Consider the following 14,555-nt stretch of genomic DNA (forward strand, 5'->3'; position numbering starts at 1 on the left):
AAGTTTAGCAAAAGCCATCATCATGAGCCGGATCCTGAACCTGACCCAACTCGCGGATTTTCAGCCAGCCATAGCTGCGCCAACCTATCGTCGTGCGCAGCTCCGTGCCGGCATCCTTCACATTGGCGTCGGCAACTTTCATCGCGCTCACCAGGCGGTGTATCTGGATCATCTCTTCAATGCTGGCAAAGACCTTGATTGGGCTCTCGTCGGCGCAGGCATTCGCGCCGGTGACAGAGCGATGCGACAGGCCCTGGAGCCGCAGGATTGGCTCACTACGGTGGTGGAGCTCGAGCCCGGAGCCAACCATGCCAGGGTGACGGGGGCCATGATAGACTTCGTTCCCGTGGGTGAGGATGGTCGAGCAATCGTCGATACCCTCAACGACCCTGCGCTCCGCATCGTGTCTCTCACCATCACGGAGGGAGGCTATTACATCGACCCGGGCACAGGAGCATTCAACCCCGAGCACCCGGACATCGTGCATGATGCAGCACACTTGCAGACGCCCAGAAGTGTTTTTGGCGTTATCTTGGCTGCCCTCAAGCGCCGGCGGGACGAAGGACTTGCGCCCTTCACGATCATGTCGTGCGACAACATTCCTCATAATGGCAGGGTCGCGAGGGAAGCCGTCGCGGGCCTGGCGGATCTGATCGACCCGTCTCTCGCGGCTCATGTGCGCGAGCAGGTTGCCTTTCCCAACAGCATGGTTGATCGCATCACGCCCGCGACCACGGACAGAGAGCGCGCTGTCCTGGCCGAGCGCTTCGGCGTGCAGGACAACTGGCCCGTTTTCTGCGAACCATTCCGTCAGTGGGTACTGGAGGATCACTTCCCCTCCGGTCGTCCGGCGCTGGAGGAAGTAGGCGTCACGTTCACGCCTCATGTGGCGGCGTTCGAACTGATGAAGCTGCGCATTCTCAACGGCGGACATGCGGCCATCGCTTACCCTGCCGGGCTTCTGGGCATTCATTTCGTCCATGAGGCCATGGCGGACCCGCTGGTGCGCGGCTTTCTCGACAAGCTGGAGATGGAAGAGATCATTCCCTGCGTGCCTTCCGTGCCAGGTGTCGACTTCCAGGATTATTATCGGCTGATCGCCCGCCGCTTCAGCAATCCCGACGTGGGGGACACGATCCCGCGTCTTGCCCAGGACGGTTCCAACCGCCAGCCCAAGTTCATTCTGCCCTCGACGAGGGACCGGTTGAAGATCGGCACGGACGTCACAGGGCTGGCCCTCGTATCCGCGCTCTGGTGCCGGTACTGCGCGGGCCTGAACGACCAGGGCCAACCGGTTGCTCTTGACGACCCGAATGCCACCCGCCTGCAGCCGGCCGCATTGGCTGCAAGGGATGATGCGTCCGCCTTCCTGAATCTGAGAGACATCTTCGGTGATGTTTCCGAAAGCCCGGTTTTCCGCTCCCGGTTTGAGGCTGCGCTGAACGGGCTCTGGCGTGAAGGCACTCGCGCAACCCTGCAGCGCTATATGGGCGGCTTGGTCTGAGAGTATCCGGCATGCACTGGGAGCAGGCTTCTCTCAATGCATGAGGTCGCCCTCGACACTATCGTCTTGCTCCCTGAGTTCCTCAAGGAACCGTTGCGTCAAATTCGACGTGAGTTTGTGCAACAGGCGTTTCGTCTGCATGAGGTGGACACAGGTTCGCCGCTTGTAAAAGCCCTTGCCCGTAGGTTTTGTCACGGCCCGGCTTGCCTAAATCCATTGTTTTGCTCTCGAGAGCAGACTGAAGACCGGCCGGGTTCATGGTTGTGCCCGCAGCTTGCAGGACTGCAGCGGCGGCGGAGATGAAGGGCACGGCATAAGACGTGCCGCTTTTTGTCGTTCCGCCTCCTCCCGGTGCGGCGACCCACAGATCCACTCCGGGCGCCGCGAGATCGATGTAATCGCCCTGAGTCGCGCGGCGGTAGACTTCGCGCTTCACGTCCACGGCCGTGACGGCGATCACTCCTGGATAGGCTGCTGGATAGGACGGCTCGGCGCCTGCCCCGTTGTTCCCAGCGGCTGCTATTATGGTCATGCCCTTCGCCTGGGCAGACGCGATCGCTCTTCTGAGCACTTCGTTGGGTGGGCCGGACAAGCTCATGTTGACGACACGTACGCTCCTCTCCGCCAGTGCCTCCAGTGCCATGACAAGTGTCGTCACATCCGTTCGATCTGCCGTTCCAGCGTCGCGATAGAAAGCATCTACCGCCAGAATGCGTGCTTCGGGCAGAAGGCCTGGAGCGCTGCTTCCGCTCCGACCCACGAGAAGGGCCGCAACAGCGGTGCCGTGGTCCCGCTGAGAAGGTTTGCCGCGGAGCTGCAGGCCAGAAATGATTTCAATCGACTGGCCCAGCAGGGCTTCGTGCTCTCGGTCGATGCCCGTATCGATGAGGCCAATCATCGGAGCCGGACCACATTGTTTGGCCGCTGGCAGATTCCAATCCACGAGGGAGACTGCCTCGCAGCCGGCTCCGGCACATCCCGAACCTTCAACCGAACCTTCATCTGTATAGTAGAAATGGTCGAAATCGGCGATAGCCCCCGCATCGGCCACGCGCACGACGCGCTGTGCCTGAGCAAGTGACATGCCACGGGGTGGGATAAGACGCACCACGCTCGCGAGAGTACCTTTGGTCTGCCGTTCAGCCTGGAACCCTTGGGTCCGCAACCGTGTAAGGCTTTCCGACGTGAGTCCGACCGCCACGATCGAGCGTGATGCCTGCCTAGGCTTAGGCAGAGTTTGATCCGCAGCCGAGATTGTTGTCTGGGCGCGAAGCTGAGGTGGATAAGCGTGCGAGCCAGAGGGCTTCCCAGACGGCTTCGCAGAGGCCGCCGCCCTATTGGAATTGGAGCCAGCTTTTCCTGTCTGGGCCGCTTTCTGCGATGACACTGGGTTGGATTTCACGGATCGAGCTGGGGCGCTTCTGTGAGGGCTCCTGGGAGCCAAAGCTTTCTCGATTGCCTTGACAGGGGCCGTTGCGACAGGGCGAAGGCTGTTTGTAATCGTCCCTAGAATGCCCGGCAGCCCTCCAGGTGCCGTAGGGCGGGAAGCGCGGCTGTTTGCTGAGGCATTTCCAGTATTCCTGCCTGAGGAATTTCCTTGGGCAGACGAATTTCCTCGGCCCGACGCACCCCCGGCATTTGACGATCCTCCGGAGTCCGAGGATCTGCCTTGACCGGCCCCGTCGTTTCCGGCACCCCTGCCGTTGCCGTTGCCGGAAGAGCCGCTGTTTCCAGAAGAGTTGCCGGTGCCGGAGTTTCCAGCGCCCCCGGCGCTGCCATTAGCGCTGCTGTTGCCGCTGTTGCCTGAACCTCCCGTATTTCCGCTGTTGCCGCGATCGCCCGCGTTCCCGCCATTTCCGCGGTCACCCGAATTGCCGCCATTCCCCCGGTCACCTGCATTGCCGCTGTTGCCAGAATTTCCTGGCGATCCGCCGTTGCCGTTTCCGGCCCCGTTCCCGCCGCCATTGCCAGCGTTGCCATTGCCACCGTTGCCCCCATTGCCGTTCCCTCCGTTGTTGCCAGACTGGGCAATGGCTCGAGTTTCAGTAAGGAAAGGGCTAATACCGTCGCCGATCTCAAATTGGATCTTGGCCGGACAGGCAATGGCAAGACAGGATGCCAGTACCAGCAAGGAGCGTCGTTTCGATGTCATCATCCCGGCTCGCCAATGCACCCTTAAGGGGCCCATGTTCTCGCAATGGGCTCTGAAGGCCCGGTGAACATAAAACAACGGTCAAGGCGCGAGCTTGTTTCAAAATTGCTCGAATTCCAAGGGTAATGGTAATGTCCAGTATGTGACCGCATTTCGCTGAAGGCAACATGCTTTTAACAGCTCAGACAAGTGACGTTGCGTAATATAGAGAGGCACTTACATTCACTGCTGCTGATACACTATCTGTGTAATGAGATGAATATTAGAATAAAATCATGTTCATCAGACGTTCATTATCGGCTTTGTCGGGGATAGCCGGCATAATGCAATACTTGCTTGGAAACTACTTCGACCATCATGCGTTATCGATCGCCGGGTGATGAACCCGAAGCATTATTCAGGAGTCAGATCATGTCGAAGAAGATTCTTCTCACCAGCGTCGTGCTCGCTGCTCTCGCCCCTGCCGCGGCCTATGCGCAGTCCGGTGGAGCCGCTGCGGGCGCAGCCACTGGTGCAGTCGGCGGCGCGATCGTCGGTGGCCCTGTTGGCGCGGCCGTGGGCGGTGTCACGGGCGCCATCGTGGGCGGTATTGCCGACCAGCAGCAGCCGGAATTCCGCCAGTACGTGACCACGCAGAGCGTGCCGTCCTATACCTATAAGGAAGAGGTGCGTGTCGGCGCTACCCTGCCAGAATCCGGCGTGACCTTCTATGAGGTCCCGGCCCAGTACAAGGTGAAGGGCTATCGCTATACCGTGGTAAATAACACCCCTGTTCTTGTCGAGCCGGGCTCCCGCAAGATCGTACAGGTCATCCGCTAACGATCATCGGCACTGGTGTTGAGCTTGGGGCGGCCTTCGGGCCGCCCTTCTTCATTTCGACGTGCCGAGCGAAAGTCCTGCAGGGCCCCTCGGTGAAGCCTCCTCCTCTTGAGGTTGGAATAAAACGACTAGCTTTCCCGTTATGGTTCTATCAGGTCACGTGGAGCAGGAATGGCAACAGCCATAGGACAGGAACTTGTGGCACTTCTACCGAGGCTCCGACGCTTTGCGCTGGTGCTCTGCCGCTCGCAACCCCTTGCAGACGATCTTGTCCAAGGAGCCTGCGAACGCGCCCTTGCAAAGGCGGACAGCTGGACGCCGGGCACTCGGTTCGATGCATGGATGTTTCGGATTCTGCGTAATCACTGGATCGATCACCTGAGACGGATGAGAGCCGAAGGTATGATGGAAGACGTGGAGTCGCAGACGCAGCTGGTTGGTGATCCGGGCGAGGGGCCGATCATGAGCAAGCTGGCTTTGGCAGAGGTTCAGCGGGCGATCGATAGCCTGCCTCAGGAACAGCGCGAGGTGCTTGCTTTGGTCTGTGGAGAGGATCTCAGCTACCGGGAGGCTGCAGAGGTGCTGCACGTTCCCGTCGGAACCGTAATGAGCCGTCTGGCTCGAGCCAGGAAGCGCCTAGTCGAAATGACGGCGGCTGCCTGAGGTCACATAAGATGAGGGTGGAGTAGAAGGATGTCGGAGCTACATCTCACCGATGAAATCTTGATGGCCTTTGCGGACGGAGAGCTCGACGAGACCGTCGCAGCCGCCGTCGCCAGAGTCATGGCACAGGATCCCGCAGTAGCAAGAAAGATCGTCGAGTTTCAGCAGAGCCGCCATCTGACGCGTTCGTTCTTTGCCAGCAACTTTTCTCCTGAGGTTCCAAGTGAGCTTCGCGCTGCCGTTTCGGCTCAGATCGAAGCCTATGAAGCTGCAACTAAAGCCGCTGGGAGACCTGAGCCCATAGAGACAAAGAGCGTAAGGTCGAGCAGAACATATCCCATGACGATGGCTCTGGCCGCCTCCCTTGCGGCTGTCGCGGTGGCTGCAGGCTTTTTCATCGGACGGCAGTCACAGCCGGAGGCAGGTCACCTCGCACAGCTGGAAGACCCCCTTGTCCGGCAGGAACTAAGCCGCATCGGATCCGGGCATGAGGTCGAGCTTCCATTTGGGCGGCTAAGGGTAATCTCGACATACCGGCTCGCAAATGAATCCTTATGTCGAGAGTTCAGGCTCCATTCGGTCGACAGCGCAACCAATGCGGTCGCTTGCCGAGCCGGTGATTGGAAAGTAACCTTTGCTGTATCCGCTCCTGCACGAGATGCTGGATACATGCCAAGCTCGGGTGGCGACCTCCTAGATGCCTATCTTGGTAATCTCGGCGCCGGAAGTCCTCTGGAGGGCGAAGCGGAGATCAAAGCCCTCGCTGAGTATGCCCGCTAGTCCGCAGTCTACCTCGGAAGAGGTAGACTCTTTTTTGTGGTGGATTGGAATAAACGTTAAGTCCGATCCGTTCTCTCCTCTAGCACGCTAGTGATAGAGGATAACCATGCGAGCCGTGTATCATCTGGCTATCGCCGTGTTCTCCGTGGGTATTATCGCCACGCCCACCTCAGCACCGAATGCAACTCATCAAGCTGGGTTGCCTGTGTCAGCGGACCAGCAGCACGCTGCTCTCGATGCAGCGGGCAACATCACCACGGACTTGCCGGTTCGGGGTGGCTCACGGCAGGATTCAAACTTGGCCTCTCACTTCAGCCGAGGCGCCCTTATCGGTGAGACCCTGCCTGAAGACGTCGACCTCCATCCGATACCGCGCCACGAAACTTATCGCTACGCCATCATCAACAGCCATCGGGTCATCGTGGACGCGGCTTCGCGGAGGATCGTCTACGTAGTTCGATAAAGTCCAATTCTTGATTGATGAGAGCAGATTACGCTCATAGGAACGACAGGTTTATTCATGTCATTGCACAACTTGATAGAAAGCCGGCGAGTCCCCCAACTGGAGGAGGGGCCATCAACGACAGTGTTCCCGGTCTGCGGCAATCCATTGCTGCGCATCGGCTTGGAAACGGTTCTGGCCGGTGGAAGATTCAAAGTCTGGCACGAAGCAATCGACGATGTGTCAGCCCTGCCGGAAGTTCAGGATGGAGTGCCTGTTCTCTTTATCATTGATGGTCAGAGCTACCGCGATGAGGCTGTGGCTGTGATCAATCGAATACGAGCGCACTTTCCCGATGCCAGAATCGTGATGCTAGCGGAAGCGTTTGAGCCGAGCGAAGTGTCGACAGCCTGGGAGGCGGGAGCACACGGCTTCTGTCTCTCCAACAGCCATCGCGAGATCCTCGTTACATCTTTCGAACTTGTCATGCTCGGCGAGATCGTCCTGCCATCAGCTTTCGTCCTGTCCATGACAGGGGCAGATGCGAATCGTTCTGCGCCTGAGCCCGGGGAGAGTTCGGGAAGAGGTGAAGATTATAGATTGACGGGCCGAAAGCTCTCCATTCGCGAGGCGCAAATCCTGAGCTACTTAAAGGAGGGGGCGCCGAACAAAGTCATCGCCCGTAATCTCAATTTGTCCGAATCGACGGTGAAAGTTCACGTTAAGGCAATCTTGAAGAAAGTGGGCGCCTGCAATCGGACCCAGGCTGCTCTTTGGGCGACGCGTCATGTCTCGATGGATGCGGAGGCGTGAATACGTCTAGCCACTCGCGACAGAACTGCCGATGCAGGAAGAGGGGCCTGAGGATCTCCTCATCGAATTCACTCGGTGTCCGGCGACACATGGGATCTGGCGAAACTCTCGTGTCTTTCAGCAATCGCTGCGGCCAATGATCCGTCCAGACCGAATTCATTGATCATGCGGCTCGCCTCGCGCATTTCCGCAGCACGCCGAATGCCGTGCTGCTTTACGCGAGACATCATAACCTTCGCGACAGTCTCCCAATCCATGCCGGGATAGGATGCTTTCAAGCTCGCCAGCACGGCCGGCATGACTCCGGCCTTCTCGGACGCGAGCGTGAAGTCCACCATGAGCGCCTCCATGCCCTTGATGACGATGCTGCGACACAGCTTCGTGGCAGAGGCCGTTCCGATCTCAGGGCTGACAGGTGTGATCCTCATGCCGAGTTCGTTGAGACGGGCTGAGATCGTTTCGGCCGTCTCGCCGCCGCTCAGGATGGGAACCTCAATCCCGACGCCACTCACCGGCGCCATGACGGCGAACTCGATGAAATCTGCACCTCCCTGCCGAACCTGATCGGCCACGTTTCGCTTCGTGGCAGGGGAGACGGAGTTCAGATCGACATAGGTCTGCTGGGCCTTGAGGTGAGGCGCGGCCTCTCGGGCAGCGGCTACGGCGGAGTCCGCCGTGACAGCCGAGATGATGATCTTCGCCATTTGACAGGCCTCGGCCGTGCTGCCGGCCGCACGAACCTTGTCATCTGACGCGCGCTGCTTCAGCTCAGGACCTTGGCCCGGGTCGTCGAAGAGAATGTCGTAGACGGTCACGCGGACACCTGGCTTGGACGCAAGCTGGCGCGAGAAGAGTTGGCCGACTTCCCCATAGCCAATGAAGGCGATCTCTAGGCTCATGTGTTCCCGCCATCCCGCAGAAGGAGAGGGGCTGCGCCCCTACTCCTCATCCTTGTATTCGACATAAGTGAGGCCCGCCTTTTCCAGGGACTCGCGCATCTTGTAGAGGTCGAGGCCCAGAACCCCGGAGGCGAGCTGCTCGCGCTTTAAGCCTTCGTTGGCAACACGCGCTTCGCCCGCGGCTGCCACGGCTTCTGCTTCCCGTCGCGGCACCACCAGAACGCCGTCGTCATCGGCGACGATCACGTCGCCGGGCTTCACCAGCGCCCCTGCGCAGACCACGGGAACGTTGACGGAACCTAGGGTTGCCTTCACCGTCCCCTTGGCCGAGATGGCGCGAGACCAGACGGGGAAACCCATCTCGGTCAAGGTGTTCACATCGCGTACGCCCGCGTCGATGACGAGGCCGACCACGCCACGCGCCTTGAGAGAGGTTGCCAGCAGATCGCCGAACATGCCGTCGGTGTTGTCGGTGGTCACGCCCACGACCAGAATATCGCCGGGCTTGCACTGCTCTACGGCCACATGGATCATCCAGTTGTCGCCGGGCTGCGCCAGCACCGTCACGGCGCTGCCGGCTACCTGGGCTCCCGGCCAGATCGGCCGCATATAGGGCTTCATGAGCCCTGAGCGGCCCATAGCCTCGTGGGCAGTCGCGACGCCGAGATCCGCTAGCCGGTCAACGACGTCTTGGCCGATGCGCGGCGTGTTGGTGACGACCATAGGTTTCATGCGAGTTCCTCGACCACCTGGGGGAAGATGCGCTGATAGGCTTCGCCATAGGTCATGGCACGCCCGGAGTTGCGCCCGCCCTGCATGCCGCGATTCAAAGCCACGCGGGTGTAGTATTCCCACAGGTGCTTCTGCGCTGCCAGGATCTCGAAGGCCTTGCGCTTGGTCTCCCACACATCGTCGATGTTGAGGATCACGTTGGGCTTGTAGTTGCACTGCTCTGGCTGGTGCGGCTCGAACAGGAAAACCGGCGGCGCATTGTAGGCCAAGTCCGGGGTCGGCTTATGCCCGGCCGCCTGGGCGATGATGCGCGCCTCCTGCGCAAAGCGGGTCGCCTCCGGATGGTCCACATTGTAGGGATCCTCCAGGGAGTGCGTGAGCACGAAGGAAGGCTTGAGCTCCCTGTAGACGTCGACCAGACGATCCAGCATCTCCGGAGTGGTGTGGAGCGGGTAGTCGCCTGCATCGAAGAATTCGATCTCGGCGCCGAGCACGTCGGCGGCGCGCTCGGCCTCCTCGCGCCGCTGAGCCTTCACCTCGGTGAGCGAGATGTCGCCTTTCTTCCAGGCCCACTGGCTTTCGCCGCGCTCACCAAACGAGAGGCAGACGATCTTCATGCGATAGCCCTTCTTCGCGTGAAGCGCGATGCCGCCGCCCGCACGCCACACGAAGTCACCAGGATGGGCAGTAACGACAAGTCCGGTCTTTCCAGCAGTCATAGTGGCCTCGGAAGGAAGTGTTCAAACAATCTAGACAGCATCACGCCCGGCTTCAGCGGGGTGTGCCAGAGTTTCATGCGCAAAAACATGGCCCTCGAAGAGCAGGCGGGCGGTGCGAAGGAGACCGGCCTTCTCGACGACAGGGTTCTCAACAGTCCCGCCCACCTCGATCACCACGCCGAACTCGCCGGTGGGGTGCTCCACCGAGAGGGTCTTCTCGCGTCCCGGCGGGATCTGAGCCACCCGGGATGCGGGTGAGCCCGGCAGCACGCAGGCCGTCGCGACCGTCACGGCAGCAAAGACCCCGATGGACGCGTGGCATTCGTGCGGAATGAAGCTGCGGGTGCAGACATGCCCTCCGGCGGCGGGAGGCGCCACCAGGGCCATCTTCGGGACGACCTTGGATGAGACGTCTCCGAGCCCCATGAGCTTGCCGGCCTCTAAGCGGATCTCCTCCAGGCGAGCTTTCAACTCTGTGTCCTTGTCGAGCACATCGCGCGGTTCGTACCCCGTGCGCCCGACGGCGGAGGCCTCGAGCACGACGACAGGCATGCCGTTGTCGATCAGGGTCACGTCCACACCGGCGACGCGATCCACCACATTGCCGGTCGGCAGCAGGGAGCCGCAAACGGAGCCGGCAGCATCGAGGAATTCGACTGCGATGGGTGCCGCGGTGCCCGGCACGCCGTCAATGCGGGCATCGCCGCCATAGATCACGTGGCCGTCGCGTGTCTGCACCGTGAGTTCAGCGATTGTTCCCGTGTTGACCGTATGCACCCGCACCCGTGTCACGGGATCGGCTGCCTTCACGAGGCCGCGTTCGATTGCGAAAGGCGCGACGCCCGCAAGGATGTTGCCGCAGTTGGGCGTGACATCCACCTTCGGCTTGTCAATCCCGACTTGGCCAAAAAGGAAGTCGATGTCGCAGTCTGAGCGCTTCGATTTGGACACGATGGCGATCTTGCTCGTCAGCGGGTGAGCGCCGCCGATACCGTCGATCTGGCGCGGATCGGGCGAACCCATCACCGACAGGAGCAGCGCATCGCGGCGCACCGGATCGGATGGGAGATCGTCAGCCAGGAAATAGGCGCCCTTGGAAGTGCCACCCCGAAGGATCATGCAAGGAATACGAGGCTGAATGGTCCTTCTCCCTGATATGACAGATGAGGTCCGGGGAGGGTGCATCAGGGAGCTTTATGCAGCAAATGGTTTGTTTATGGCTTTTGATGAATTTTTTTCACGCCCTGGGAAAGTTTCGTGGCGCGCTTTTGATTGATGCGCTCTTCCCCGGTGAAGACCTCAACGATGATCTTGCGGAGCTCGTCGGCCAGCGGCGAGAGGGGCGTTCCGCGCCGTGAAACGATGCCGAGCTGGCGGGTGATGCTCGGGTTGCGCAGGGGCACGAGCTTGAGGCCGCGCTCGTCGACGGAATCGAAGGCCCGGCTGGGGATCACGGTCAGCGCGACTCCAGCCTTGACCAGGGCAACGGCCGTCTGGATGTGCTGAACCTCGAAACGCCAGGTCAGGCCTTCCCGGCGGCTTCCCAGGGCATCGTCGATGATCATGCGATTACCTGTCTGCGGGCTGATCCTGATCAAGGGCTCTTCCGTGAGATCCGACCAGCTCACGGCAGGTTGAGAGGCCAGGGGGTGATCCTCAGGGCAGACGAGGGTGAAGGGGTCCTTGATCAGCATCTCGATGTCGAAGTCCCACCTGTGAGCGGCAACCAGGGTGATTCCGAATGCGATGGTTTCGTCCTGAACCAGGTTGCTGATCTCGGTGGCTGAGTTGTCGTAAATCCGGAGAACCACGTCCGGGTGCCTTTCTTGGAAGCGCCGCAGAGCGAAAGGAAGCCGGCCGGACGCGATCGTGGGCAGACATCCAATGGAGAGCGTTTCCTGACGACTGCGCCCCTCGTGACGGAGCGTATCCAGGGAGCCCGACAGGCTTTCGATGGTTCCTTTCACCTTGGGCAGAAGATTGAGGCCGGCCTGAGTGAGCGACACCTCTCGCGTGGTGCGGGACAGGAGTTTTACCCCGAGGTCTTCCTCCAGCTTGCGGATCCGGTGGCTGAGCGCCGTCTGCGACAGGTTGAGATGCGCCGCCGCCAGCTGAAAGCTGCCGCGTTCCGCGATGGCAACGAAGGCGTGGAGCCCAAGGAAATCGATGCGCATGGAGAATCCATGATGAGAGGTCGTCTGCCACTTATGAAGTATATTCATCAATGGCCAAAAACAATCCATTTGCTTCATTTCGGCTCTATTGCCTTTCTTATGGTCCAGCACCTGCTCCCAATTCGTGACGAGGGCCGATCCGCCGCATGACGTCAGGGCCTACGATCCCGCCGCCGCATCCCGACCCGCGGGTCCCTTCGTTCAAGCTTCCGCCCGGAAGCTGCGATACCCATTGCCATATCTTCGGACCCGACCGCAGCTATCCCTATGTTCCGGAACGGCCCTATACGCCGCCGGATGCGCCGCTGGAGATGTTCCGCGCTTTGCACGACCGTCTCGGCGTCGAACGGGCGGTGATCGTCAATGCTACGCCCCATGGACGCGACAACCGGGTCGTCACCGATGCCATTGCACAGAGCGGGGGACGGTACAAAGGCATTGCCAATGTGGATGAGACGTTCGGCGACCGGCACTTGAGGGATCTGGCGGAGGCTGGGATTGAGGGGTGCCGGTTCACCTTCCTGCCGCGGCTCGGAACGATGCCCGACATGAGCGCCTTCGATCGGATTGTGGAGCGCATTGCGGGTCTCGGATGGCACGTCGATCTCTATCTCCCGGCAACCCTGATCCCTGAGTTCCGGCCCCGGCTGATGAGCCTTCCGGTGCCCTATGTGATCGACCATATGGGCGTCGTTGATGCGAGCCAGGGCCTCGACCAGCCCGGGTTCGTCGCTCTGCTCGATCTCCTGCGGGATGACGAGAAGTGCTGGGTGAAGGTCTCCTGTCCGGAGCGCATCTCGCGCGCAGGCCCGCCGTTCCACGACGTGGCTCCTTTCGGCCGTGCTTTCGTCGAGGCCGCCCCGGATCGCGTTCTTTGGGGGACAGACTGGCCCCATCCGAATGTGCCCGTCATGCCCGATGACGGCGACCTTGTGGATCTCGTGCCGCTGTACGCGCCGGAACCCGCACTCCGGCAGAAGCTTCTCGTCGACAACCCGACGCGCCTGTTCCGCTTCGGGCAGGGATAGAAAAAGATCAAGAGCTAAAGAGGAAACACACGCATGTTCGCAACGGCCACCAGACGATCGATGCTGCTGGGACTGGCGATGGCCATGGGGCTGACACTGTCCGGGCCAGCCCAGGCACAGGCCGATTACCCCACGCGGCCGGTCAAGATCATCGTGCCTTTCGGCGCCGGCGGCGTGGCCGACGTCACGATCCGGATCGTTGCCGAGAAGCTCAGCGAGAAGATGGGCCAGCGCTTCATCGTCGAGAACATGCCGGGTGCCGGCGGCATCACCGCAGCGCGCGCGGCTCTGTCGAGCGCGCCCGACGGGCAGACCCTGACGATGCTCACGAACGGAACGGCCGTGAGCGTGCCGCTCTTCGCCAACCTGCCGTTCGACCCGTTGAACGATTTCGTTCCGATCTCGACGCTTGGCACCTTCGATTTTCTGTTCGTGGTGAACGCGAACTCCGAGTACAAGGCCTTCAAGGATCTGATCCAGGCCGCCAAGGACAAGCCGGGCACTCTGAACGTTTCGACCATTGCGGTCGGCAGTACCCAGCATCTCACTTCGGTCCTTTTTAAGGGCGAGGCGGGTGTCGATTTCCGGCACGTCCCGTTCCGCAACACGCCGGACGCAATCGTGTCGTTGATCCGGAATGATACGCATCTGCTGATCGACTCCCAGGCCGCGCTGAAATCGGCCTTGGAAGGGCAGCAGGTAAGGGCCCTGGCCACATCTGGGCCCCGCCGGTCCCCCGCGATGCCTGACGTTCCGACCGTTCAGGAAGCAGGCATCTCAGCCTTCGACGTCACGTCCTGGAATGCTCTTTTCGCCCCGAAGGGAACGCCCGAGTCGATCCTTCAGAAGCTGAACGCCGCTCTGAAGGAGATCCTTGCGACGCAGGAGATCAAGGCGCGGCTGCTGGAACTCGGCATCGAGGCGCGCAGTGAGACGCCTGCGGAACTGAAGCAGCGTCTCCAGTCCGATATCGACAAGTGGCGGGCGGTGATCGAGAAAGCCGGTATTCCGAAGCAGTGAGGACAGGCCGTTGATCAGGGTTCAGTCAAGCACGGTCTCTGGAGCGCAATGATGACGGCATCGAACGAGGGTCCGACGATCATTCTCCTGCCGGGGCTCCTGTGCGATGCGAGTGTCTGGACGGCGCAGATCGAGGCTCTTAGCCCCCATGCGCATGTTCTCGTCGCCGACTTTTCCGAGCACGATTCTCTCGAAGCCATGGCGCTTTCGGCGCTGGCAATGGTGGAGGGTCCGATCATTGCCGTCGGCCATTCCATGGGCGCCCGGGTGGCCATGGAGATGGTGCATCTTGCGCCAGAGCGAATCCGGAAACTCGCCCTCATCGACACCGGTGTCGACTCCCGTCGGGAAGGCGAAGAAGCCAAGCGGCAGGTGCTGGTGGATCTGGCCTTTGCAGAGGGTATGGGGGCTCTCGCCGACCGATGGCTCCCGCCCATGGTCCATGCAGATCGCGTGGAGGATCAGGCGCTTCTTGCTCCTCTCAAGGAAATGGTGAAGCGGGCAACTCCCGAGCAGCATCAGCGGCAGATCCTGGCGCTCCTCAATCGTCCGAACCTGGTGCCTCGTCTTGCGAGCATCACGTGCCCGACCCTCGTCATGGTTGGGCGCCAGGACCGGTGGAGCCCTCTCGCGCAACACGAGGAATTGGCAGCCCACATTCCAAATGCCGAACTGGTCGTCATCGAAGACAGCGGTCACATGACCCTGCTCGAGCAGCCGGAGCAAGTGTCCGACGCCTTGTTGCGCTGGCTGGGCTTTGAGAGCAAGCTCGCGGGCACGCACGCCGCCGCAGCGATGGAGAAATGACAT

At 60.8% G+C, this 14,555-nt stretch carries 16 protein-coding genes; 9 read left to right on the forward strand and 7 right to left on the reverse strand.

The window, feature by feature from the left end; translation table 11 throughout:
- Nucleotides 1-22: 22 nt before the first annotated feature.
- The gene (locus AC0QTX_RS03110) at nucleotides 23-1,504 is read left to right on the forward strand and encodes a mannitol dehydrogenase family protein (RefSeq protein WP_474602359.1); all 1,482 of its coding nucleotides are present in this window, start codon (nucleotides 23-25) and stop codon (nucleotides 1,502-1,504) included.
- Between the two features lie 82 nt (nucleotides 1,505-1,586).
- On the opposite strand, the gene AC0QTX_RS03115 is transcribed toward AC0QTX_RS03110, so the two are convergent.
- Together AC0QTX_RS03115 and AC0QTX_RS03120 are read right to left on the reverse strand one after the other, a co-directional pair.
- The gene (locus AC0QTX_RS03115; protein ID WP_474602360.1) at nucleotides 1,587-2,561 is read right to left on the reverse strand and encodes a S8 family serine peptidase; all 975 of its coding nucleotides are present in this window, start codon (nucleotides 2,559-2,561) and stop codon (nucleotides 1,587-1,589) included.
- A gap of 449 nt (nucleotides 2,562-3,010) precedes the next feature.
- Nucleotides 3,011-3,583: a hypothetical protein gene (locus AC0QTX_RS03120; protein WP_474602361.1), complete on the reverse strand. Its 573-nt coding sequence runs from the start codon at nucleotides 3,581-3,583 to the stop codon at nucleotides 3,011-3,013.
- 484 nt (nucleotides 3,584-4,067) lie between these two features.
- Here AC0QTX_RS03120 and AC0QTX_RS03125 point away from each other — a divergent pair, with 484 nt between their 5' ends.
- The 5 genes from AC0QTX_RS03125 (at nucleotide 4,068) to AC0QTX_RS03145 (ending at nucleotide 7,173) form a co-directional block, all read left to right on the forward strand.
- Entirely contained in the window at nucleotides 4,068-4,475 is a 408-nt protein-coding gene (locus AC0QTX_RS03125) for a DUF1236 domain-containing protein (protein ID WP_474602362.1), read from the forward strand.
- Between the two features lie 171 nt (nucleotides 4,476-4,646).
- A complete protein-coding gene (locus tag AC0QTX_RS03130) occupies nucleotides 4,647-5,138 on the forward strand; it encodes an RNA polymerase sigma factor (protein ID WP_474602363.1) in 492 nt (163 codons plus the stop codon).
- A gap of 30 nt (nucleotides 5,139-5,168) precedes the next feature.
- Nucleotides 5,169-5,918: an anti-sigma factor gene (locus AC0QTX_RS03135; protein WP_474602364.1), complete on the forward strand. Its 750-nt coding sequence runs from the start codon at nucleotides 5,169-5,171 to the stop codon at nucleotides 5,916-5,918.
- A gap of 106 nt (nucleotides 5,919-6,024) precedes the next feature.
- The gene (locus tag AC0QTX_RS03140; protein ID WP_474602365.1) at nucleotides 6,025-6,381 is read left to right on the forward strand and encodes a DUF1236 domain-containing protein; all 357 of its coding nucleotides are present in this window, start codon (nucleotides 6,025-6,027) and stop codon (nucleotides 6,379-6,381) included.
- Nucleotides 6,382-6,438: 57 nt separating this feature from the next.
- A complete protein-coding gene (locus AC0QTX_RS03145) occupies nucleotides 6,439-7,173 on the forward strand; it encodes a LuxR C-terminal-related transcriptional regulator (protein ID WP_474602366.1) in 735 nt (244 codons plus the stop codon).
- A 68-nt stretch (nucleotides 7,174-7,241) separates the two neighbouring features.
- Here AC0QTX_RS03145 and AC0QTX_RS03150 read toward each other — a convergent pair whose 3' ends face one another.
- The 5 genes from AC0QTX_RS03150 to AC0QTX_RS03170 form a co-directional block, all read right to left on the reverse strand.
- Nucleotides 7,242-8,072: an NAD(P)-dependent oxidoreductase gene (locus AC0QTX_RS03150; RefSeq protein WP_474602367.1), complete on the reverse strand. Its 831-nt coding sequence runs from the start codon at nucleotides 8,070-8,072 to the stop codon at nucleotides 7,242-7,244.
- 39 nt (nucleotides 8,073-8,111) lie between these two features.
- Nucleotides 8,112-8,795, reverse strand: a complete 684-nt coding sequence (locus AC0QTX_RS03155; RefSeq protein ID WP_474602404.1) for a 4-carboxy-4-hydroxy-2-oxoadipate aldolase/oxaloacetate decarboxylase — start codon at nucleotides 8,793-8,795, stop codon at nucleotides 8,112-8,114.
- Nucleotides 8,796-8,800: 5 nt separating this feature from the next.
- The gene (locus AC0QTX_RS03160) at nucleotides 8,801-9,523 is read right to left on the reverse strand and encodes a PIG-L deacetylase family protein (RefSeq protein WP_474602368.1); all 723 of its coding nucleotides are present in this window, start codon (nucleotides 9,521-9,523) and stop codon (nucleotides 8,801-8,803) included.
- A 30-nt stretch (nucleotides 9,524-9,553) separates the two neighbouring features.
- Nucleotides 9,554-10,642 (reverse strand): 4-oxalomesaconate tautomerase, encoded by a 1,089-nt coding sequence (locus AC0QTX_RS03165; protein ID WP_474602369.1) that lies wholly within the window; start codon nucleotides 10,640-10,642, stop codon nucleotides 9,554-9,556.
- Nucleotides 10,643-10,737: 95 nt separating this feature from the next.
- Nucleotides 10,738-11,697, reverse strand: a complete 960-nt coding sequence (locus AC0QTX_RS03170; RefSeq protein ID WP_474602370.1) for a LysR substrate-binding domain-containing protein — start codon at nucleotides 11,695-11,697, stop codon at nucleotides 10,738-10,740.
- Nucleotides 11,698-11,843: 146 nt separating this feature from the next.
- Here AC0QTX_RS03170 and AC0QTX_RS03175 point away from each other — a divergent pair, with 146 nt between their 5' ends.
- Genes AC0QTX_RS03175 through AC0QTX_RS03185 form a run of 3 tightly spaced genes read left to right on the forward strand, consistent with a single transcriptional unit; the run spans nucleotide 11,844 to nucleotide 14,552 of the window.
- On the forward strand, nucleotides 11,844-12,725 hold the full coding sequence (locus AC0QTX_RS03175; RefSeq protein WP_474602371.1) for an amidohydrolase family protein: 882 nt from the start codon (nucleotides 11,844-11,846) through the stop codon (nucleotides 12,723-12,725).
- A 33-nt stretch (nucleotides 12,726-12,758) separates the two neighbouring features.
- A complete protein-coding gene (locus tag AC0QTX_RS03180) occupies nucleotides 12,759-13,745 on the forward strand; it encodes a Bug family tripartite tricarboxylate transporter substrate binding protein (protein ID WP_474602372.1) in 987 nt (328 codons plus the stop codon).
- A 48-nt stretch (nucleotides 13,746-13,793) separates the two neighbouring features.
- Nucleotides 13,794-14,552 (forward strand): alpha/beta fold hydrolase, encoded by a 759-nt coding sequence (locus AC0QTX_RS03185; RefSeq protein WP_474602373.1) that lies wholly within the window; start codon nucleotides 13,794-13,796, stop codon nucleotides 14,550-14,552.
- Nucleotides 14,553-14,555 lie beyond the last annotated feature (3 nt).

It is taken from the genome of Microvirga sp. jy35 (genome assembly GCF_056148915.1).

Coding starts and splice junctions, on each gene's coding strand:
- AC0QTX_RS03110 (WP_474602359.1), top strand. CDS start 23: ATGAGCCGGATCCTGAACCTGACCCAACTCGCGGATTTTCAGCCAGCC.
- AC0QTX_RS03125 (WP_474602362.1), top strand. CDS start 4,068: ATGTCGAAGAAGATTCTTCTCACCAGCGTCGTGCTCGCTGCTCTCGCC.
- AC0QTX_RS03130 (WP_474602363.1), top strand. CDS start 4,647: ATGGCAACAGCCATAGGACAGGAACTTGTGGCACTTCTACCGAGGCTC.
- AC0QTX_RS03135 (WP_474602364.1), top strand. CDS start 5,169: ATGTCGGAGCTACATCTCACCGATGAAATCTTGATGGCCTTTGCGGAC.
- AC0QTX_RS03140 (WP_474602365.1), top strand. CDS start 6,025: ATGCGAGCCGTGTATCATCTGGCTATCGCCGTGTTCTCCGTGGGTATT.
- AC0QTX_RS03145 (WP_474602366.1), top strand. CDS start 6,439: ATGTCATTGCACAACTTGATAGAAAGCCGGCGAGTCCCCCAACTGGAG.
- AC0QTX_RS03150 (WP_474602367.1), bottom strand. CDS start 8,072: ATGAGCCTAGAGATCGCCTTCATTGGCTATGGGGAAGTCGGCCAACTC.
- AC0QTX_RS03155 (WP_474602404.1), bottom strand. CDS start 8,795: ATGGTCGTCACCAACACGCCGCGCATCGGCCAAGACGTCGTTGACCGG.
- AC0QTX_RS03160 (WP_474602368.1), bottom strand. CDS start 9,523: ATGACTGCTGGAAAGACCGGACTTGTCGTTACTGCCCATCCTGGTGAC.
- AC0QTX_RS03165 (WP_474602369.1), bottom strand. CDS start 10,642: ATGATCCTTCGGGGTGGCACTTCCAAGGGCGCCTATTTCCTGGCTGAC.
- AC0QTX_RS03170 (WP_474602370.1), bottom strand. CDS start 11,697: ATGCGCATCGATTTCCTTGGGCTCCACGCCTTCGTTGCCATCGCGGAA.
- AC0QTX_RS03175 (WP_474602371.1), top strand. CDS start 11,844: ATGACGTCAGGGCCTACGATCCCGCCGCCGCATCCCGACCCGCGGGTC.
- AC0QTX_RS03180 (WP_474602372.1), top strand. CDS start 12,759: ATGTTCGCAACGGCCACCAGACGATCGATGCTGCTGGGACTGGCGATG.
- AC0QTX_RS03185 (WP_474602373.1), top strand. CDS start 13,794: ATGATGACGGCATCGAACGAGGGTCCGACGATCATTCTCCTGCCGGGG.